The 19,666-nt window shown below is 60.8% G+C and carries 17 protein-coding genes; 8 read left to right on the top strand and 9 right to left on the bottom strand.

Translation table 11 applies throughout. From position 1 onward, the window contains the following. Window position 1: 1 nt before the first annotated feature. From E2N92_RS06400 to E2N92_RS06390, 3 genes are all read left to right on the top strand, one after another. Window positions 2-601 carry a DUF106 domain-containing protein gene (locus E2N92_RS06400; RefSeq protein ID WP_220682850.1) on the top strand — a complete coding sequence of 200 codons (600 nt, stop codon included), beginning with the start codon at window positions 2-4 and terminating at the stop codon, window positions 599-601. Then, window positions 602-1,129: a (d)CMP kinase gene (gene cmk, locus E2N92_RS06395; RefSeq protein WP_220682849.1), complete on the top strand. Its 528-nt coding sequence runs from the start codon at window positions 602-604 to the stop codon at window positions 1,127-1,129. It begins immediately after the preceding gene. A 258-nt stretch (window positions 1,130-1,387) separates the two neighbouring features. Continuing rightward, window positions 1,388-2,362 (top strand): flavodoxin domain-containing protein, encoded by a 975-nt coding sequence (locus E2N92_RS06390; protein ID WP_220682848.1) that lies wholly within the window; start codon window positions 1,388-1,390, stop codon window positions 2,360-2,362. Window positions 2,363-3,016: 654 nt separating this feature from the next. Here E2N92_RS06390 and E2N92_RS06385 read toward each other — a convergent pair. Continuing rightward, on the bottom strand, window positions 3,017-3,229 hold the full coding sequence (locus tag E2N92_RS06385; protein ID WP_220682847.1) for a hypothetical protein: 213 nt from the start codon (window positions 3,227-3,229) through the stop codon (window positions 3,017-3,019). 87 nt (window positions 3,230-3,316) lie between these two features. On the opposite strand from E2N92_RS06385, the gene ftsA reads away from it, so the two are divergent. Next, window positions 3,317-4,663: a coenzyme F390 synthetase gene (gene ftsA / locus E2N92_RS06380; RefSeq protein WP_220682846.1), complete on the top strand. Its 1,347-nt coding sequence runs from the start codon at window positions 3,317-3,319 to the stop codon at window positions 4,661-4,663. Window positions 4,664-4,837: 174 nt separating this feature from the next. On the opposite strand, the gene E2N92_RS06375 is transcribed toward ftsA, so the two are convergent. Continuing rightward, window positions 4,838-5,260, bottom strand: coding sequence for a hypothetical protein (locus tag E2N92_RS06375; RefSeq protein ID WP_220682845.1), 423 nt, complete (start codon window positions 5,258-5,260; stop codon window positions 4,838-4,840). Between the two features lie 69 nt (window positions 5,261-5,329). Between E2N92_RS06375 and E2N92_RS06370 the strand changes: the two genes are divergently transcribed. Beyond that, complete coding sequence (locus E2N92_RS06370) at window positions 5,330-5,578, top strand: YwbE family protein (protein ID WP_220682844.1); 249 nt, start codon at window positions 5,330-5,332, stop codon at window positions 5,576-5,578. On the opposite strand, the gene E2N92_RS06365 is transcribed toward E2N92_RS06370, so the two are convergent. Continuing rightward, window positions 5,525-6,451, bottom strand: coding sequence for an AEC family transporter (locus E2N92_RS06365; protein WP_220682843.1), 927 nt, complete (start codon window positions 6,449-6,451; stop codon window positions 5,525-5,527). The genes E2N92_RS06370 and E2N92_RS06365 overlap by 54 nt on opposite strands. 254 nt (window positions 6,452-6,705) lie before the next feature. On the opposite strand from E2N92_RS06365, the gene E2N92_RS06360 reads away from it, so the two are divergent. Both E2N92_RS06360 and E2N92_RS06355 read left to right on the top strand, forming a co-directional pair. Then, window positions 6,706-6,945 (top strand): hypothetical protein, encoded by a 240-nt coding sequence (locus E2N92_RS06360; RefSeq protein WP_220682842.1) that lies wholly within the window; start codon window positions 6,706-6,708, stop codon window positions 6,943-6,945. Window positions 6,946-7,051: 106 nt separating this feature from the next. Further along, the gene (locus E2N92_RS06355; protein ID WP_220682841.1) at window positions 7,052-7,249 is read left to right on the top strand and encodes a hypothetical protein; all 198 of its coding nucleotides are present in this window, start codon (window positions 7,052-7,054) and stop codon (window positions 7,247-7,249) included. 1,207 nt (window positions 7,250-8,456) lie between these two features. On the opposite strand, the gene E2N92_RS06350 is transcribed toward E2N92_RS06355, so the two are convergent. Together E2N92_RS06350 and E2N92_RS06345 are read right to left on the bottom strand one after the other, a co-directional pair. Next, the gene (locus E2N92_RS06350) at window positions 8,457-10,274 is read right to left on the bottom strand and encodes a DUF2207 domain-containing protein (RefSeq protein WP_246589343.1); all 1,818 of its coding nucleotides are present in this window, start codon (window positions 10,272-10,274) and stop codon (window positions 8,457-8,459) included. Between the two features lie 10 nt (window positions 10,275-10,284). After that, on the bottom strand, window positions 10,285-10,848 hold the full coding sequence (locus E2N92_RS06345) for a LemA family protein (RefSeq protein WP_220682839.1): 564 nt from the start codon (window positions 10,846-10,848) through the stop codon (window positions 10,285-10,287). Window positions 10,849-10,984: 136 nt separating this feature from the next. On the opposite strand from E2N92_RS06345, the gene E2N92_RS06340 reads away from it, so the two are divergent. Continuing rightward, window positions 10,985-12,136, top strand: coding sequence for a DUF362 domain-containing protein (locus E2N92_RS06340; RefSeq protein ID WP_220682838.1), 1,152 nt, complete (start codon window positions 10,985-10,987; stop codon window positions 12,134-12,136). Window positions 12,137-13,027: 891 nt separating this feature from the next. On the opposite strand, the gene E2N92_RS06335 is transcribed toward E2N92_RS06340, so the two are convergent. The 4 genes from E2N92_RS06335 to E2N92_RS06320 are packed head-to-tail and all read right to left on the bottom strand — an operon-like array spanning window position 13,028 to window position 19,552. Next, complete coding sequence (locus E2N92_RS06335; protein WP_220682837.1) at window positions 13,028-14,101, bottom strand: WD40 repeat domain-containing protein; 1,074 nt, start codon at window positions 14,099-14,101, stop codon at window positions 13,028-13,030. Beyond that, a complete protein-coding gene (locus tag E2N92_RS06330; RefSeq protein ID WP_246589341.1) occupies window positions 14,098-16,035 on the bottom strand; it encodes a helical backbone metal receptor in 1,938 nt (645 codons plus the stop codon). Before E2N92_RS06330 ends, E2N92_RS06335 begins: the two co-directional genes overlap by 4 nt. A gap of 44 nt (window positions 16,036-16,079) precedes the next feature. After that, entirely contained in the window at window positions 16,080-17,660 is a 1,581-nt protein-coding gene (locus E2N92_RS06325) for a DUF4430 domain-containing protein (RefSeq protein ID WP_220682836.1), read from the bottom strand. After that, entirely contained in the window at window positions 17,645-19,552 is a 1,908-nt protein-coding gene (locus E2N92_RS06320) for an outer membrane protein assembly factor BamB family protein (protein WP_220682835.1), read from the bottom strand. The genes E2N92_RS06325 and E2N92_RS06320 overlap by 16 nt, the downstream gene beginning before the upstream one ends. Between the last annotated feature and the right edge of the window lie 114 nt (window positions 19,553-19,666).

Here is a 19,666-nt window from a genome sequence, read left to right as displayed (position 1 = left end):
GATGGCGGCTAAGGATCGTAGCAGCATAATCTTGATCGCCCTTACGCTGGTGCTGATGGTCTCGTACGGCATCCCGTGGGTGAGGGAAGGCGTCGGCGGTGCAATGGATATGATCTTCGGGCATCTCGTGGACGTCTATGGCATCCCGTTCTTTGTGCTGATTATGATCCTCTCGGCGATCACCGGTCTGTACTCCTCGCTGATCCAGAAGTATACCATCGACTATGAGAAGATGCAGCGGGTCCAGGGGAGGATGAAGGAGTTCCAGAAGGAGTTCCGTGAGGCGCAACTCGGTGGCGACGAGAAGAAGCTGAAGAAACTTGAGGCGAAGAGGGACCGGATGATGCAGGAGCAGATGGAACTGTCCAAGCAGCAGTTCAAGCCGATGGCGTTTATCCTTATTCTGACGGTGCCGATCTTCTTCTGGCTGCTCTTCCGTCTGCCGAGTGTCGAGCAGACGATGACGCTCCCCTATGCGGGAACGCTGAATTTCATGGACGTGGTCCTCGGGTTCTTCCCGATCTGGATCCTGTGGTACATGATCTGTTCGATTGCGATCAGTCAGGTGATCAGAAAATCGTTGAATATCGGGGGACTGTAGATGCGGATCACGATCAGCGGGCCGCCGGGCAGCGGGACGACGTCGCTTGCCCGGTACCTTGCTGAAAAACACGGGCTCAGGGTAATCTCGGCCGGTGAGATGTTTCGGGCGCTTGCCAGTGAGCGCGGGATGAGTCTTGCCGAGTTCGGGAAACTTGCCGAATCTGACGCTGCGGTGGACAAACTCATCGATGCGCGCCAGAAAGAGACGGCCGAGGCTGAGGACAATATCGTGGCCGAGGGGAGGCTTTCGGGCTGGATGGTCTCGAACGCGGACCTGAAGATATGGCTGTCGGCGTCGTTCGAGTGCCGGACGACCAGGATATCGTCGCGGGACGGAGAGGGAGAGGATGACGCACGCAGGCATACCGAGGAGAGGCAGGTCTGCGAGAGGGGCCGTTACCTTTCCTACTATGGGATCGATATCGACGACTTCTCGGTCTATGACCTGGTGCTCAGTTCCGAGCGCTGGGATGTCGAGGGCCTGGGCGCGATCGTCGATGCGGCGATCGCCGGCCTTCATGCATAATTCTTTTTTTGGCGCGGGAGAATCCGGCGTGAGGCGGGGGCATGCCGCGCGGGTACTGTGATCGTATTCCGACGGTATTCGGGATGTGAATCCTCACCCGGATCAAAGGTCTTTCTTCCGGCTCTGTCGAATCGGGCACGGGCCCGGGGTTCGTGCCTGATTCAACAGAGCGGATCTTATTTCCCGGGGGGGGTCGTGCAGATCCGGACTCCCTGAGACGCCAGAGTATTTATGAGGGCACACGGCAGAAGGGGCCTCATGCTCAGGACATGTGTCGTCTATGAGAGCAAATACGGGACGACGGCCGAGGTGGCCAGGGCGTTCGCCCTCGTCCTCGGGCCGTCGAGGACGTGCCGGCCCGAGACGTTCTCAGAGGACCTGAAGTCCTCCGACCTCTTTGTGATCGGCACTCCCATCTACAATGGTGAGGTCGCCCCCTCGATCCGGCGGTTTGTTGAGACCAACGCCTCGTGGCTGCGGGAAAAACCGGTGGCCCTCTTCTGCACCTGCATCAAACTCCACAGGGGACGGACGTACCTCACGGGACTGCGCACCTTCCTCGGCGAGGATGTGCCGGCCGTCGCCTTCGGCGGACGACTCAGAACCGCCGACCTCGACCGTGACGACAGAAATGCCCTCACCTTTTACGGGAAGAGGACCGGGTTCATCCTGCAGGACCGCGACCTTCTCGATCTAAAAGCGGTCGCAGCATATGCCCTGGCCCTGCGCGAGAAACTGGAGTGTATCGACCTGATGCCCGAAGAGGAACTCAGGGCCAGGGCCGACCGCTTCCTCAGCGCCCATTCGGAATGTGTGCTGGCCACCGGCCACGAAAAAGCGGTGCGGGCCACCCCGGTCGACTACCACTACGCCGATGGGCAGATCTATATCTACAGCGAGGGCGGGGCGAAGTTCGCTCATCTGGTCCAGAACCCCCGCGCCTCGGTCGCGGTCTACGATCCCCACACCTCCATGGAGGACGTGCGCGGCATGCAACTCACCGGCAGCGTCGAGGTGATCAGGCCGGGCGAACCGGGGTACGAGGAGGCGCTCGCCCTCCGTGGTCTCACGAGAGAAGCGCTCGCCGCCTTCCCGGCAGACCTCAACGTGATCCGGATCACCCCCGACGAGACGGTCTACCTGGACGCTTCCCTCGGAAACGAAGGTTATGCCGTGCGGCAGGTCGTGCGGGACCGGACGTTCATCCCTTCACCGCGGCAACAAAGGCTCTGACCAGTGCGGGATCCTTCACTCCCGGCCTCGTCACTCCGCAGATCTTCACCCGCACATACCCATGCTCCATGCCGTACTCTCTCATCTTCTTCCCTGATGGACTCTCCGGGTGGAGAAGATAGAACGTATGAGAGAGAAAGCAAAGATTTCGGCTGTGTATAATTCTGCATGGGGCGAGAGGGGGTCTCAAGCATACATGATGAAAATTTCTCGTCGTTTGCTTTCTCTCTCTTTTCAAGACAGGAGAACAGGTTGATACCTCGCTCCATCGCCGCCCCGTCCCTATCTTCGTCGTGGGGGGTCCGGGGGGTTTCCCCCCGGCGCGAGATGGCAGGGAAATCTCGTCGATGGGGGCGGCCTATCCATTAGAAGAATTTTCTATCCTCTGCGTATCGGCTTCAACGTGATATGACGAGTTCAAACTCTCATGAAAACCTGAAGAGAGGATCGTCTGGATCATTTTCATGGTAAATCATCTTGATGGTTCTCTTCGACGGGGGGCTTGCCGCCCCCCGAACCCCCCGCACGAAGATAGGCGGGAGACTGCAACCCCTCTTTCATGGTCATTTCTCCGCCTTCCGCCCCAATCTTCATCCTGGGGGGCTGGGGACTCTCCCCCTGTCGTGAGCATGAGGGAAGGCGATGGATGAAAGGTCACAGGGGGGCTGAGGTGATGAAAAGAGGATGGTATACCATGAAAATGATCCTGATGATTATCTCTCTGTGTTTGCATAATGGTTTGAATCCACCAAACACCTTCAGGACTGATACACAGATTGCAGATGCATCTCCTGAATGATCGGGCCTCTGCCTTCCCGGCCCTATCTTCGTCGTGGGGGTTCCGGGGGCGGCAGTTGGGGTGTGCATCCACCTGCAGTCCTGCTGTGACGAGCGTCATCAAGGATTTTCCCACTGCCCAAAATGCTATAACCTCACGCGCCTCCCGGGGGGTTGATGGCACGGAGATACTGGGACGAGACGACCGAGACGATGGATCGGGGCGACCTCGACGCCCTCGTCGACGAGCGCATCCGCTACACCGTCAGGTACGCCGCCGAACATTCCTCCTTCTACAAAAAATGGTTTGCAGAAGAGCAGATCGATCCGGCCGCCGTCACCTGCCACGAAGATCTCCTCGACCTCCCGGTCATCTCGGGCCAGGTGATCAGGGAACACCAACCGCCGGCCGCCGCCGACTTCGCCTTCCGCTCGGTGAAATGGGACGAAGTGTTCACCGTGCACGAGACGAGCGGGACGAGCGGCGTGCCCAAGACTTTCTTCCTCACCTGGGAAGACTGGGAACGATATGCCGAGAAATATGCCAGGGCCTTCACCGCCCAGGGGATCGGCACGGGCGACCGCCTTGTCCTCTGCACTTCCTACGGGATGAACATCGGGGCGAACACCATGACCCTCGCCGCACGGGACATGGGTGTCGCCGTCATCCCGGAAGGAAAATGCACCTTCCCGGTCAGGGTGGTCAGGAACTACCACCCCACCGCCATCGTCGGAAGCGTCTTCAAACTTCTCAGGCTTGCCCGGCGGCTCAGGGCGGAAGGGATCGAGCCGCAGGATTCAGGGGTGCAGAGGCTGGTCATCGGCGGCGAAGGGTTTGCCGCGGAGTCGCGGGCCCACCTGGAGAAGGTCTGGGGCTGCGAAGTCTACAACACTTACGGCTCCACCGAAGGCACCATGTGCGGGGAGTGCCAGGTCAAAAACGGTCTGCACTGTCCTGAAGACCTCGTCCACGTTGACCTGTACGACCCGGCGCTCCGGCGTTTCGTCAGAGACGGAGAAGAGGGCCGTCTCGTCCTTACCACCCTTCTCCCTCCCGGCGGAAAAGCCGGCACCCTCCTCCTCAACTACGACACCGAGGACTGGAGCCGGGTGGTGAGCCGCGGCACCTGCCCCTGCGGCCGGACGCACATGAAGATCGAACCTCCCTGGCGGGAAGCCGAGAGCGTGGCCGTCGCCGGATGTGCGGTTAACCGGGTCGATATCGAACGGGCGGTCTTTCAACCGGAGAACATGGCATACCTGACCGGCGAGTATGAGGCCTTCGTTTATGGCGAGGAGGACGAGACGGTGCTTCGGGTCAGCATGGAGTGCGAAGATCTTGCCGCGGCCGACCGGAACACCATTAAAAACCGTTTTCTCGAGACGCTCTTCAAAGACAAGCCCGACCTTGCAGAGGCCTGCGAGGAGGGCAGGTGCAGAGTGCTCTTCCACTTCACCGCGCCGGGCGGACTCGAACTCGCCGCGGTGAGAGGGCGACCGAAACGACTGGTGGACCGGAGATGAGATTCAAGCCTTTAACATGAGAACAAAGTTAAATAGACAGATTTAATAGTTCTCACGACGAGGTGATGAATAACCGGAGTTGTTAGGCGCACCTTTCGGGCACCAACTTCGGGCTCAGTTTCTGGCACCCAACACCCTTTTTTTTATTGTAAATGGGGAAAGAAAAAGAATAATTCAGGAACTGCCCAGGACCGGTGTCCCGTCAGCAGTCCAGAGGTTGCTACGCGACCAGATGACCTCGCCGCCCCGTACAGCATAGGTCTCGAGGTAAAAGAGGTCGATCCCTTCCATCTCGGCAGCGATCTCGACATCCCGCGGAACAACCAGGAGCATCTTCTTGGCCTGCACCTTCTTTGAAAGAAGGCTTTCGGCCGCAGTCCGCATACGGGCCACATCAACAGACCCGATCAGAGGGGCAATCCTGACGTTCACCGCGATCTGTTCGAGAGAACCGGGGCGGCCCCTGCTCAGGATAAAGTCGGGCGCGGAACCGTCAACGTCAGCACTGCGCTCGAGTTTCCAGCCTTCTTCACCTCTGTACGCCCTTTTCAGGTCACGTTCAACCGTGTTGTAATAAGCTTCTTTACACGCACCCATTGTAAATTCACTCTCAGTACCTATTCCGCAAGCAACATTAAAAGCGTTGTTCAATGTACCTGATGGTCCATGAACGGACAACATCGCAAAGACATCAAACCCGGGATTACTGTGGACATCGTCCTGAAAGCAGACCAGAAAACCGGAAAACGTACCCGGGGCGTCGTCGCAGCCATCCTCACCAACTCGTCCTTTCATCCCCATGGGATCAAAGTCCGCCTCAGGGACGGCAAGGTGGGGAGGGTCCAGGAGATCCTCGCACCTTCAGGCGACCAGGAGGGCGACAAACGGAATGGTCCCAACACAGAAAAGCGTTGAGAGAAACACTCCCTGGGAAGCCAATTTCGTATCGGTGTGACATTCTTCTGCGAGGATCGCCGCAAAGGCAGCGGCGGGCATCGCCGCCATGATCACCGGCACTCCCAGCAGATAGGGGTCATGGACGAAGGGCACGAGAACGGCCCAGACGATGACCGGCATCAGGAGAAGGCGCGCTCCCGTAACCGCATAGACCCGCCACCCCGCGAAAACCTCGGCGGGGTTGATCCGTGCCAGCATCGCTCCGACCACGATCATCGAGAGGGGGGTGGTCAGGGAACCCAGCGACTCAAGCGCCCCTGCGACCGGAAGGGGCGGGCGCATCGAGGTGACGAAGAGGATCAGGCCGATGATGACCGAAACGATCCCTGGGTTGAGCAGAATTTTCGGATCAAAACGGCCCTTCTCCCCGGCAGCGCCCCACTTGAGCATGATGATCCCGATGGAGAAGACCAGCAGGTTGAAAGGCAGGTTAAAGACTGCAGTGTAGAAGAGCGCCTCCTTGCCGAAGATCGCTTCAACGACCGGGAATCCCATGAACGCCGTGTTCGAGAACATCAGAATGAACCCGTACACCCCACGCTCGGTTTCGGGTGCCTTGAGTATTCTGGGGAGCTCCCAGGCGACGACCAGGGAGATCGCATAGAAGACGACCGAGATGACGAGCATCTCTCCGCATGCCGTCAACCGCTCCGGACTGAACGGGACCATCATCGAGGAGATGATCAGGGCCGGCAGGGTCACCTTCACCAGCAGACTGCAGAGTCCGCTGGTCGTCTTGTCGTCAAAGACATCAAGACGTCGGGCGCCGTATCCTGCCAGCACCAGGAGAAAGAGAAGTAAAATTTGGTCAAAGACCGTGACAAAGTCCATAACATAAGCCTCTGTATGGGACATTTCTTGGATGCGCCCACCTAAAACCCATTAATTCCCGATATATAGGGTAAAAGGAGGGTGGAGATCATTGGATCGGCGATCTCACACGCCAGAGAGGGCATCGTGCAGTGCCTTTATAAATAATGTCTGTTTCTATAAAAACGTTCCTGTGGGGTTAATGGAGTAAATGGGGATAAATTAACATATGGCATTTATTTGAGAAATGCAATTACCATAGATGAGTGAGAGCAATGCATCACTTTGAAGACAAAACGGTATTCCAACTCTACCTATCGGTCAAGAATGACATCGAACCGATGGTCAACGATATCCAGCGTGACGCAGTCGACCTTCTTGGCATCATGGCACAGAAAGGCAACGCTGAGGCCTTTGAAGCCCTCAGTGATCTTGCCAACGCGCCGATGATCCACCCGATCCTCCGCGAGCAGATCAGGCAGGCCGCAGGGATCGCTCCCACCGTCAAGAACTAGACTGATCGGCGTTGACTGGCAGGACACCACTCAGGACTTTTTTCCGGTGCGGACCCCCCGCGCCGGGCACCCCACACGCCGGCATTGCGGTTCTGGAGAATTCGGCATGAGGCAAAAGCACGCCTCAAGCATACTGGATGAAAATTTTTCTTCGCTTGCTTTCTCCCTTATCAAGACGAGAAAACCGGTGGAGACCTTGTTCCATCGCCGCCCCAACCTATCTTCGTCGTGGGGCGGCACGATGCTCGACTTCGATTCGCTCCTCGAACGCACGGATGAGGGTCAAGAACCGATCCAGATCTGATCTGATATGTTCATCGCGTACGCTTGAGGTGGGGCGCTCGCCTCATGCAATTACCATGAAAATGATCCAGAATATCCTCTCTTCATGTTTGCATGAGAGTCTGAACTCGCCATATCACGTTGAAGCCGATACGCAGAGGATAGAAAATTCCTCTGATGGATCGGCCGCCCCCATCGTCGAGATTTCCCTGCCATCTCGCACGGGGGGATTGCACCCCCCGGACCCCCCACGACGAAGATAGCCGAGGGGCGGCATGGTGCTTGACTTCGATTCACTCCTCGAACGCAAGGATGAAGGTCAAGAATCAATCCAGATCTGATCTGATATGTTCATCGCGTATGCTTGAGCCTGGGGGTTCATGCAAAATTACCATGAAAATAATCCAGACGATCCTCTCTTCAGGTTTGCACGAGAGTTTGAACTCTTCATATCACATTGAAGCCGATACGCAGAGGATCGAAAATTCTTCAGATGGATCGGCCGCCCCAATCGTCGAGATTTCCCTGCTGTCTCGCGCCGGGGGGTTTCACCCCCCGGAACCCCCCCACGACGAAGATAGGTGGGGGCGGCGATGGAATAGGATCCACACCGATTCTCCTCTCTTGAAAATGAGCGATCACGCAACGAGAAATTTTCATCGCGTATGCTTGAGGTGCGCTTTCCCATCATGAAAAATTACTATGAAAATGATCCCGACGATCGTCTCTTCAGGTTTGTATGAGAGTTTGAACTCGCCGTATCCTGTTGAAGCCGATATGCAGGGGATAAAAAAATTCTTCTGATGGATCGGCCGCCCCCAATCGTCGAGATTTCCATGCAACCTCGCGCCGGGGGGTTGCACCCCCCGGAACCCCCCCACGACGAAGATAGGTGGGGGCGGCTATGGAACACGATCCCCATCGATTCTCTTCTCTTGAAAAAGAGCGATCAAGCGACGAAAAATTTTCATCCCGTATGCTTGAACCTGGGGTTCATGCCCGATTCTACAGAGCTGATCTTCGAGATCATTTTCATGGTAATCGAGCATGAACCCACGGCTCAAGCATACGCGATTGAACATTTTCTGAGCAGCGCTTCAGCGTGTGGGCGGATCCCGATCCTCGCGACAGGATATTGAGAAGATATGGTTTCATCCCGCCCCCCGGTGCGAGTGTATGGGACGGCATGGGATCGATACGAAAAAAGGATTGAGTTCTCTCCATCACCATTATCGGCCGCCGACGCCGCCGCCGCCGAAGCCGCCGCCGCCACCGAAACCACCTCCACCGCCGAAGCCGCCTCCACCGCCACCGCTGGAGGGCGCGGAGAAGTGGGCGATCGGCATGAAGGCGAGAGGCATATGGGAATAGACCGGCATCCCCACCTCGGCGTAGGAGACGTTCAGGTTCTCCATCGCCTTCTCGACCTGGTCGCCGAGGCCCAGGGCGGTGCCGTAGACCAACCACTCGCCCCACATCGAGAGGTCTTCTGGGGCGTACTTCTGGATCTGTGCCATGTCGGAGAGGAACCTGCCGAAACTGTCCCATTCCAGTTTTTCCTTGAAGTGGTCGTCCTTCCAGTGGCCGAAGAGCGTCGAGGGCATCAGGAAGGCGATGCCCACCTCGGCGAGGCCTGCGATGGAGAGGACGATCGCCGGTACGGCGTCGGCGCCGGTGGCCGGGGCAAGCACGTAGACCAGGACCGCAAGCCCGAGGAGGAACGCGGGCGGGAAGAAGAGGGGCGCGACGAACTTCCGGCCGTCGACGGCGTACCGTCCGGAGAGGCGCGTGTCCACCGCACTGAAGAGCGCCTGGAGGCTGCGCTGGTAACCCTGCACCCTGGCCAGGTCGGTCCTGCCTTCTGCCGCCCGCGTCGCCAGTTTTTCCAGTTCGCCGGAGTCGAAGACGCCGTTGCCCGCGACGCTGGAGATGTAGTTGAGCACCCGCTGTTCGTAGGGGTCGTCGGAATGGCCGCGGTTGACCGTGACCGTGATGCCCTTCGCATCGTCCTTCTCCCTGATGGTCACCGCGCCCTGCCTGTGGAGGTCGAGGAGCGTGGCGTAAAACCCGTTCTCGTCAAAGTCGTTCACGTCGTCTTTGAAGAGGAGGTTCACCTGCCAGGGTTTGAGGACGGTGTTGGGCGTGAAACTGAGATACTCGGGGACGGTGAAGACCTTCTCCCGCCCGTACCTGCGGTACAGCAGAAGGAGGCCGAAGGGGAGGATGACGACCATGAGGGCGGCAAGTGTCCGGAGGGCCGATGCCGCGTGGTACGGGAGGTTGTACCAGAAGGCCCCGTCCTCGGTCTTCTGCCTCACGTCCTCGATCTGGTGCGGGAAACCGCTCGTCTGTTCCAGGTAGGAGAGAGGCAGGATCAGTTCGACCGCCACCGGATCGTCTTCGGCGACGCTTCCGGTGATCGTCACCGTCCCGTCCTGCCGTTCCACCGAGAGGCCGGGCGGATAGGCATAGACCGTCTCGATTCCTTCCCAGTCAGGGAGGGTGATGGTGAGGTGGCGGTATGGGATGTGCTGGCGGACGAGTTTGAGGTTGACGTGGGCCACCTCGGCGTCGTACTCCACCGGCGGGCGCATGACGAAGCGGTACTCGACGGTATACGTCCCGGCACCGAAATATCCCGGGTCGTAGAGCCCGACCTCGTTGGGGAAGGCCTTGCTCCTGATGAGGTCGGTCTCGCCCTCCGTCGCGGCCGGGAAGGTCCTGACATCGCCGGAGGCATCCTTCGCATACCCGATCACACCCTCGGGTACGGTCATCCCCTCGAACTTCACATGCGGGCTTGAAGGATCGACAAAGGTGAGGCGGTCGTCGAAGAAGCGGAAGAGCATTCTGTACTCGCCCGAACTCGCGACGTCATAGGTGTAGCGTTCCACCAGCGTGCCGTTCTCGTACAGGACCGCCTGATAATCGTCGACGACCAGGTCCCCCTCGGTGAGGAAGGGCAGGGCGGCACTGAGGCCGAGGGCCGCGACGCCGAGAAAAAGAGTGACGATGATGAGGGCAGCGATCTGCCGGTTTTCACTCACCACGTCCACCTCAGAACTCGATCTTCGGCGCCCGCTCGATCTCCTCCTCGAACTCGAGGTAGTCGAGCCGCTGGATGTGGGCCATGGAGGCGACGATGTTGGAGGGGATCGTCTCGGTCATGGTGTTGAGTTGCTGAGCGATGTTGTTGTAGGTATACCGCTGGCGGGCGATCTCGTCCTCGATCTGCCGGATGGAGGTCATCAGTTCGGAGACCGTCGCCTGCGTCTTGAGCTCGGGGTAGGCCTCGGCGACCGCGAAGAGCCGACCGATGATCGAGCGCGACTGCCGCTCCACCTCGTTGAGGTCGCCGGGATCGGCCTTGCCGACGCCGGCCCGCATCTCGGTGACCTTCGTGAGGGTCTCCTTCTCGAAGGCGGCGTAACTCTTGACGGCCCCGAGCAACTGCTCGATCTGGTCGAGCCGCTTCTTCATGGCGACACGGATCTGGCCGAGGGTCGCCTCGCCCGAGTTCTTCAGGTTCATGAACCGGTTGTAGATGCTGATGATCCAGCCGATGAGGGCGAGGATGACCAGCACCACGACTGCGATCACAATGATGGTAACTAAGTCCATGGGTTCACCGTACCTGAAAGGTAGAGGTCTGCGGATATGAAAGTATGCTCGGTCCAGGCCGTTTCTGGTGGGATTGAAGCGATCTGCTCTATCAAGAACTATCTATATCCCGGAAGGGCGTGCACCTATCTCTCAGATGTCCTGCCCCACAGTCGCCCTGGCGCGGTGCCCGACCTATGACGAAGATGCCGTTCTGGAGGCGGTGAAGGAAGTTCTTACCCCGTTTGGAGGGATGGAGGCCTATGTCCGGCCCGGCATGCGTGTCCTCGTCAAGCCGAATCTTCTCTCCGCCCAACCGCCCGAGCGGGCGGTGACGACCCATCCTGCTCTCGTGAAGGCAGTGGTCACGCTGGTCCGGGAGTGCGGGGGCACCGCCGTCGTCGGCGACTCGCCGGGCGGGAACCAGACCGAGGCCTCGTACCGGCATCTTCTCACGACGACCGGGATGGCCGGGGTCGTCGAGGAAACCGGGTGCGAGTCGGTCTTTTTTGACGACGAGACCATGACGGTCAGGGCTCCCGGAGCCAGGACTTTTCGCCGGTTCACCGTGGCGCGGGCCCCCCTCGATGCCGACGTCGTCATCGCTCTGCCCAAACTGAAGACCCATGCCCTCACCGGGTACACCGGGGCGGTCAAACTCCTGTACGGTTTTGTCCCGGGAGTCTCCAAGGCGGCCTATCACCTCCATGCCGGCCAGAATCCGGCGACCTTCGCCGACCTCCTCCTCGACCTCCACACCCTCCTCAGACCGACGCTCTCGATCATGGACGCCGTCGTCGGGATGGAAGGGAAGGGGCCGCAGCACGGAGACCCCCGAAAGATCGGCGTCCTTCTTGCCTCGGAGAGTTGCACGGCCCTCGACTATCTCGCCGCCACGCTCGTCGGCCTCGACCCCACCACCCTCCCGACGCTTGCGCGGGCCGCGGCGCGTGGCGAGGGGCCCGGGTGCCTGGCCGAGGTGGAGATCGTCGGCCCGCCGCTGGAAGAGGTGCGGGTCAGGGACTTTGTCCCGGCGCCGACCGCTCTTCGTCCTGCTCTCCCCTCGTTTGTCAGACAACTGGACGGAAGACTGGTGCCAGCCCGTCCGGTCGTCGACGATGAACGGTGCCGACGGTGCGGCGTCTGTGCGGAGGTCTGCCCGCCCGGCGCCATCGTTGTCGGTCGGGACGGTCTCCCGGCGATCGATACCGCCCGCTGCATCAGGTGTTTCTGCTGTCAGGAACTCTGCCCCGAGGGGGCCGTCGATGTCAGCGAGACCTATCTCAGGGAGGACGATGATGGGGAATGAAATATGGACTGGTACTGGATGAAAATTTGATCTCGCAGCCCTCTGGACCGTGGAAGGATCGATCCCCGGGCTCTGAGAATTACCATGGGGTCATCCCAAAACTCCCCTGGCCCTGAGAGGTGAGGGGAAGAACGTTCTGAAGTACAGTGTCGTTCAAGAGCGTGCTGCCGCCCCACCCCTATCTTCGTCGTGGGGGGGTCCGGGGGGTCTCCCCCGGCATGAGAGAGCAAAGAAGCATTTTTTGGCTCTGTAGAATCAGGCATGAACCCCTGGCTCAAGCATACGGCATGAAAATTTCTCGTCGCTTGCTCTCTCTTTTCAAGACCGGAGAATCTGGGGGGATTCGTGTTCCATCGCCGCCCCCACCTATCTTCGTCGTGGGGGTCCGGGGGTTTCCCCCGGCGCGAGATTGCGGGAAAGATTTGACGATTCGGGGCGGCCGATCCATTAGAGGAATTTTCTATCCTCTGCGTATCGGCTTCAAAGGGATATGGCGAGTTCAAACTCTCATGCAAACCTGAAGGGAGGATCGTCAGGATCATTTTCATGGTAAATCATCTTGATGGTTCTCTTTGACGGGGGGTTGACCGTCCCCCGAACCCCCCGCACGAAGATAGGGGGATGACGGCATCCCGCCTATCAGGATCGTTTTTTCAGCCTTCCCGACTCTATCGCCATCCCGGGGGTCCGGGCGGCAATCGCCCCCGGCGAAGCGTGTGGGAAGGCACGTCGATCTGATCGGCCGCCCTCATGGCAGAACCTTCACCGTCATCTCGCGCCGGGGGGCTTTGCCCCCCGGACCCCCCACGGACGGAAGATAGGCAGGGGCGGCAACGAAGGGGTGATCCCGGGGTTCATGCGAATTCTAAAAAGCCGAATGAAAAAAAGGGATTACCGTCTCCCCCACAGGAGGAAGGCGACGGCCGCAAGGGCGGGCAGGGCGGAGAGGGCCGCCTGCTGCGTGGGGGCCGGGACGGGTTCTTTCCCGGTGCTGCCGGACGCTGCGGCAGTGGTCGAGGTCGCGGCCGTAGTTCCCGGCACGACCTCATCTGCGCCTATCGAGAAGAGGGCGAGGTGTCCCCCCGGTCCGGCGGCGGCGACCCGGTTCCCGTCGGCCGAGAGCGCGACCGCATGCACCTTCCCGGTCCCGAGCGTACCGAGGTCTTCGCCCTGCAGAGAGCGGAGCACGACCCCGTCGTCCCCGCCGACGGCGACGACCGACCCATCGGCCGAGATCGAGACCGACGGGAGACGCTCGCCGACGACCTCTTCTCTGACGAGGACGCCGTTCCGGTTCAGGAGAAGGACGACGCCGTGGTCGGCCCCGGCGACGACGTACGATCCGTCGCGGGTGACGGCACAGTTCAGTCCTTCGCTTCCGGTGTCATAACTCCAGAGCAGTCTCCCGTCGCCGGTGTAGGAGTGGACCATCCCGTCCTTGGTGCAGGCCGTGAGATCGGTTCCGTTCTCGGCGAGCGCCACACTGATGACGTCCTCTGTGGTCTCGACCGTCCAGGCCGGTTCGAAGTCGTCGGTGATGTCGGTCCTGAAGACGGTCAGACTTTTGTTGTCGAAACCGGCAGCGATGCAGGAACCTTCCGGGGACACGCCGGTCCCGAAAGCGAAGAACCCGGTGTCGAACCTGAAGGCCCGACCGCCGTCGCGGTCGTAGGCCCTGAGGTCGGCGCCGCCTGAGACAAGGAGCGACCCGTCTTCAGAGACTCCGATGGTCTCTGCATTGTTTGCGGGGATCTCCCATCCTGGTGTGCCGTCTCTGTTGTACCATGAGAGTGTTCTCTCAGAGAGGACGGCCACCCCGGTGCCGTCGGCGTTGAGCGCGAGATCCTTCACCTCGCCGGGGACCGTCACCTCCCAGAGCGGTGCCTCCACCGGTGCGGCCGCAACCGAGAGGCTCGGGAGCGCAGAAAGCAGGAGCAGGGAAAAAAAGAGTGTGGGAACTCTCATCCAATCCTCCTCAGGAGGAGGCACGCCCCCAGCACCCCGGCTAATGTTGCAAAGGCGCCGAACCCAGGGCTCTGTGCGCCGGACGGTGCCGGGGTCTCCTCTTCTGCTCCGAAGAGTTCGGGATGGATGTCGGCCGCCACCATCTCGATGGCGTCCACGATCCTGGGGCCGCCCCGGTCGATGATGTCTGAGGGCACAACGTAGACCCGACCCTCTTTCACTGCCTTGAGGTTCTGGAACCGCGGTTCTTCGCTGAAGTACCGGTAGATGAGGTCGTTCTCCGCACCGTCCATCCCGGTACCCGAGTTGACCAGGATCACGTCCGGGTCGGTGGTGAGGAACTTCTCGAGGGTGACGATCTGCCAGCCTTCGAGGTCGGGGAAAGCGTTCTTTCCACCGGCGATCTCGATCAACTCGTCCTGGAAGGTGCCGTTGCCGCTCACCCATATGGGGTCGTACCAGACGGCATGGATCACGGTCGGACGTTCGGATGTGCCCTTTACCTTCCCGGTGACGGCATCGATCCGCGTCTGCATCGAGGTGACGAGCGCGTCGGCTTCCGCCTCTGTCCCGGTTGCGTCACCGACGAGTCTGATGTCCTGGAGCGTCCCCTGGACCGAGTCGGGGTTGAGGGTGACGACGGTCAGGCCGAGTTTCCTGAGGTGGGTGACCACCTCTTCGGTGTTGCCCAGGGCCGCAAAGACCAGGTCGGGCTTTGCCGCCACCACCCGTTCGATGTTCACCGTGGAGAACCCGCCGACCTTCGGCTTCGTCGTGGCCTCTTCAGGATAATTGCAGTAATCGGTCACCCCGACCACCCGATCGCCCAGGCCGAGGGCAAAGAGGATCTCGGTGTTGGCCGGCGCAAGGGAGACGATCCGCAGGGGTTCTTTCGTGATGGTGACTTGTTCACCAAAATCGTCGGTGACCGTGACCGGTTCCCAGGGGCCGCCGGCTGCCGGTGCGTCTGTCGTGGCGGCGGCGACTGGAGTGGTTGCGGCGGCATCAGGGGTCGTCTCCGCCGCGGCAGTCTGCGCTGGGAGGGCAGGGGAGGTCTGGCCGGGCAGGATGGGGTACGGCCGGCCGAGGAGTGCCGGGACTGCGGCGGCCGTCATCCGGCAGGGGTTGTCGGTGACCTGGGCAGTCCACTTGAAGGGCCCGTCGGGCTGCTGGAGGTCGGTGAGGTACGAGACGACATCTCTCTCGTTCTTCGTCCAGGTCGAGGGGTCCTGGCCCGCAGCGGCGATCGCCTGCGTCACCCATGCGGCCGATGCCACGTTCGAAGACGAGGACCCGCCGTAGTTGAACCCGCCGTCGTCCATCTGGGCGTTTTTCAGATAAGCCAGTGCCTTCTTCACCGCTGGAGAGTCTTTCGGTTCCCCTGCAGCGGTCATCGCCATAATTGATGCGGAAGTGTCGTCGCAGTCGCTCTCCGCGCCCGGCATCCAGCCGAACCCGCCGTCTTCGTTCTGCTGTTCCTTCAGCCAGGCGAGGGGCCTGGTGGTGTCCTCGCCTGTGGCGGCGAGTCCGAAGATCCCCCAGTACGAGGTGTAGACAAAGTCGCCGAACTGGCCCGACGGTTTCATTCGGGCCTTGAGGTCGGCAAGATGGTCTTTCCCGCCGAAATTGTGTGGGTCACCGCCGACGGCGGCGATGAGGGTGACCATCCGGCCGAGTTCGGCGGTTCCTTCAGCCTGAACGCCCTCGCCGGGGTGTTCCCAGTAGTCAACCGCTGAGGTGCCTTTCACGGTCCAGGTCCGGGGGTCCTGGCCCGCGGCGACGATCGCCATCATCGCAAACCATGAGGTGCCCGGGTTGCTCTCCCGTTCGGGTTCGGCAAACCCGCCGTCGGGTTGCTGGCAGGTCTTGAGATAGTCAAGACCGTGCTGTATGGTGTCGTCCTCGGCGTCAAGCGGGTAGGCCGCACCGCCCATGACGCAGGCGGTGCAGATGAGGATGACGAGTGCGTAGAGTTTCTTCAGTTCGATTCCTCCTTTCTGTTCATGAGATATGCGGCGCCCCCAATAAAGAGCGCCGGAATGGTGGCCCAGGCCCAGAGAGGCGTCTGCTGCGGGGTGGTCGGTGCCGGTGTGGTGCCAGTCTCACTCCCTGTCGCCGGTGCTGTCGTCGCAGATGTCGCGGGTCCTTCTCTCTCTCCGAGGGCGACGATGACAAATGACGAGAGGCCGTTCTTTGACTCCGCCTCGAAGTTGACGGAGTCTCCGGTCTCCAGAATCTTTCTGGTCTCAAGGACCTCGATCGTCCCGTCGTCGGCGATGTGAACGATCCGGATCGCGTCGGCGCCCCCGTGCTCGTCCACCCAGGCCGGGTCGATCTCCATCCTGACGGTGGCGCCGAGGATATCCTCGCCGTTCTTCAGGTTGGTCCTCTTCACGTCCATCACCGAGGCGACGCCCAGGAGAGACCGGTCTTCGGCGGTGGCGAAGGTCGTGAGGGACTCTGTGATCTCTGGAGATGGCCGGTCACTGAAACCGGTCGTGATGGCTCCTTCTCCCGGTATCCCGGCAAGCACGAGGATCATGTTCCCCCTGACCCCGGCCGCAGCGGGCATCAGTTCGGCGGTGACACTTCTGACCTGACCGGTTGAGGAATTGTCCTCCTTGTTCATATCGCTGGTCAGGACGGTCAGCAGGAGGCCCGGGCGCATGATGATGACCCGGTCGCCCCTGACGATCACCTCGTCGCCGTCGCCCCCGGCGTCCTGGTGGACCGAGATCCGCGATCCGCTCGCACCGAAGGTCATTGTCACGCCCTCCGGGAGACCGAGTGGGATCTCAGGGCCATCGGCCGGTACCAGGCGTCCCTGTGCCGTTCCAGATCCTTCTTCGTCATCTCCGTTTGAGGTGATGCTGCCGAAGGCGACCTTGAGATAGATCGCCTCGGGCGAGTCCTCGGGCTGTGCCGACATGCTCTCGCTGTAGTAGAAGACGACTTTGTCGTCTTCCTTCACTTTGTAGGTGTTGGCACCGACCGACGGCGACTTGCCGTTGACCTGGTAGACCCATCCGGCCATCCCCTCACCTTCGCGGCCGTTGACGGACTTGAGGAACAGCGTGCCGTACTGGTCGTACCACCCGTCGTCGAGGACATAGGTGGCGCCTGAGGCGTCGAGGGCACCGAGGGCGGTGCGCCGGTTCACCCCATAGGTCTCGCCGCTCTCCGCGGTCACGTTGAAGGTGCCGGGGCCGAGGGTGACTTCCTTCCAGGGGCCGGAGTCATCGTCGTTGAAGTCGCTGCCTCCGCCTCCGCCGCTCCCGGAGGTGATCCTGACCGTCTTCTCAACGGACTGTCCCTCTGCCATCGCGGTGACCGTGAGCGTCCCGGTGATGTGCGGAACAAACTTCGCACTCGTCCCGTGGGCGTAGTAGGGCGTCCCGCCGTTCATCTGGAAGGTCACGTCCGCCTCTTTATCAAGGGTGACCGTGACGGCCGAACCCGGCGACGACGACGCGGCGACGTCCATGGTGAGTGCCGCCGCCGGCGCGGCAAGCGCGATGAGGAGGAGAAGGGGGAGGGCCCACTTCATGTTATGGTGCATTCCACTCCCTCGCTCGTGAACAGACAGTGTGTGGGGTAGTCGTCGATCTGGTAGATGCCTGCGTGGAGCGTGTAGGTGTCGGTTTTTGCCTGAAGGGGCACAGTGACAAGGACCGGGACCTCGACACTCTCGCCGGCGGCGAGGTGGACGGTGCCGGCCCCTGCAAGAGACTCACCATTCCCATCTGTCCCGCTCACCACGATGACATACCACCCTTCGTTCATGGCGGAAGCCGTGACATCGGCACGGAGATTCCCGCCGCGGCTGCCGTCGGTAAGGGTGAGTGCCGAGAGTGTGGCGTCCGACATGCTCACGCGGATCCTGACGACGGCGTCGGCCTCGTCGATGAGCGGGGCATAGGTGGTCTCGTTGACCGGGCAGTAGAAGAACTCGAGGAGGTCGCCGTCGTCGAGGGTGTTTCCGCCGAGGCCTCTGGGGGCCGATTGGTTGTTGATGAAGATGGACCAGGAGCGTGCGCCCGGTTTGGTCCAGTCCTCGTTGGCGATGCCGTCGATCGATTCGAGGGTGAAGGAACCGTACGAGGCGTACCACGCGTCGCTTGCATCGAAGGTGAACCCGCCGAGGTCGGCGGCGGCGTCGAGGGCGCCGAGGTCGGTGGTGCGTGTGATCTCATAGGTGGCCGAAGCGTTGTTCGACGGCACGAAGGTGAAGGTGGTATCGGTGAGACCGACGGTGCCGTCGAAGATACTCTCTGGCCAGGGCGCCCCCTCGCCGAAGGCGTAGAGAAGGTTGTTCTCGGCCCCGATGTACAGGACGCCGTCGGAGACGGCGGGTGACGAGGCATAGAAGGCGGCAAAGGTGCCGTCTTCGGGTGCCTCAAGGGTGTATGACCAGACCTCGTCGCCGGTGACGGTGTCCACCGCATACACCGATCCAGCCTCTTCATTTGTCGCGAAGTAGACCGTCCCGTCTGCGACCACCGGGGAGACCGTGATCTGAGCTGAGGAGAAAGCCCAGCGCTCTGCACCGGTGGCGGCGTCCAGGCAGTGGAGGCCGTCCTTTGCGCCGACATAGAGGTTTGCGCCGTCGACCGCAGGGGAAGACGAGGTGCCGGCGAGGGAGACGTTCCAGCGTTCGTCGCCGGTCTCGCGATCAAAGGCATAGGTGTTGATGGCCCCGGCGCAGAAAATGGCGTTCCCGCTCACGGCCGGTGTCGAAAGGATGACATCAGTGACGCTGGTGTTCCATACCTCATCCTGCGTCACGGGGTCGATACAGAAGAGCGCGGTCATGTTCGAGCAGTAGACCTTTCCGTCGGCCGCTGCGGGTGAGACGAAGTATGCCGCCCCGCCGCCGATCGGAAACGACCAGGCCTCGTTGCCGTCCGGGCCGAACGCATGGAGCGTGGCATCAGAGGCCGAGAGGGCGTACACGTTCCCGTTGTATACGAGCGGGGACGAGGAAAGGCCGAAGTATCCGGTCTCGTCGATCTTCTCGCTCGACCAGGAGGTGGCACCACTCTCTTCGTCGACACAGTAGAGTTTCCCATCGGTCCCGCCGAGGTAGGCCTTCCCGTCGGCGACGGCCACTCCCGAGACCGCCCCGACGGCCGCGCCGCCGAGTTCGTTGGTCCAGAGTTCTTCGCCGGTGGCGGCGTCATAGCAGACCAGTCCCATCGGTTCGTTGTCGGTGAAGTTCATATCCGGCCAGGTCGGGACAAGGACCTTGCCGTCATAGACCACTGGTGAACCGTCGGCGTATTCGGCAGTCTCCACCACCCAGAGGGTGGTATTGGTCACGGGGCCGCCGGCAGATGTGGTCCCGGTCCGAGCCTCGTCCGCGCCGAAGAACGGAAAATCGGCCGCAGCCGGCGCAATGATAAGCAGCATCGCGAGGATGCCGGTCAGGGTTGCAATGAATAGGGATCGCATGGTCGTCACACTCATATAAATTTACATTAACTATTTTTTTATTGATAAAATTCTGTGACTATAAGTACATTAATGTGGCGATATGGCGGCCGGGGACTTCAGGTAACTATATTG

The organism is Methanofollis formosanus, from assembly GCF_019633745.1.
Classification (GTDB): Archaea; Halobacteriota; Methanomicrobia; order Methanomicrobiales; family Methanofollaceae; genus Methanofollis; species Methanofollis formosanus.
This window is presented reverse-complemented; position numbering and strand designations above follow the sequence as displayed.

Bases quoted from the DNA above. Each gene is read 5' to 3' on its own strand.
- E2N92_RS06400 (WP_220682850.1), top strand. From the start codon at position 2: ATGGCGGCTAAGGATCGTAGCAGCATAATCTTGATCGCCCTTACGCTG.
- cmk (WP_220682849.1), top strand. From the start codon at position 602: ATGCGGATCACGATCAGCGGGCCGCCGGGCAGCGGGACGACGTCGCTT.
- E2N92_RS06390 (WP_220682848.1), top strand. From the start codon at position 1,388: ATGCTCAGGACATGTGTCGTCTATGAGAGCAAATACGGGACGACGGCC.
- E2N92_RS06385 (WP_220682847.1), bottom strand. From the start codon at position 3,229: ATGCACACCCCAACTGCCGCCCCCGGAACCCCCACGACGAAGATAGGG.
- ftsA (WP_220682846.1), top strand. From the start codon at position 3,317: ATGGCACGGAGATACTGGGACGAGACGACCGAGACGATGGATCGGGGC.
- E2N92_RS06375 (WP_220682845.1), bottom strand. From the start codon at position 5,260: ATGGGTGCGTGTAAAGAAGCTTATTACAACACGGTTGAACGTGACCTG.
- E2N92_RS06370 (WP_220682844.1), top strand. From the start codon at position 5,330: ATGAACGGACAACATCGCAAAGACATCAAACCCGGGATTACTGTGGAC.
- E2N92_RS06365 (WP_220682843.1), bottom strand. From the start codon at position 6,451: ATGGACTTTGTCACGGTCTTTGACCAAATTTTACTTCTCTTTCTCCTG.
- E2N92_RS06360 (WP_220682842.1), top strand. From the start codon at position 6,706: ATGCATCACTTTGAAGACAAAACGGTATTCCAACTCTACCTATCGGTC.
- E2N92_RS06355 (WP_220682841.1), top strand. From the start codon at position 7,052: ATGAGGCAAAAGCACGCCTCAAGCATACTGGATGAAAATTTTTCTTCG.
- E2N92_RS06345 (WP_220682839.1), bottom strand. From the start codon at position 10,848: ATGGACTTAGTTACCATCATTGTGATCGCAGTCGTGGTGCTGGTCATC.
- E2N92_RS06340 (WP_220682838.1), top strand. From the start codon at position 10,985: ATGTCCTGCCCCACAGTCGCCCTGGCGCGGTGCCCGACCTATGACGAA.
- E2N92_RS06335 (WP_220682837.1), bottom strand. From the start codon at position 14,101: ATGAGAGTTCCCACACTCTTTTTTTCCCTGCTCCTGCTTTCTGCGCTC.
- E2N92_RS06330 (WP_246589341.1), bottom strand. From the start codon at position 16,035: ATGGGCGGTGCGGCCTACCCGCTTGACGCCGAGGACGACACCATACAG.
- E2N92_RS06325 (WP_220682836.1), bottom strand. From the start codon at position 17,660: ATGCACCATAACATGAAGTGGGCCCTCCCCCTTCTCCTCCTCATCGCG.
- E2N92_RS06320 (WP_220682835.1), bottom strand. From the start codon at position 19,552: ATGCGATCCCTATTCATTGCAACCCTGACCGGCATCCTCGCGATGCTG.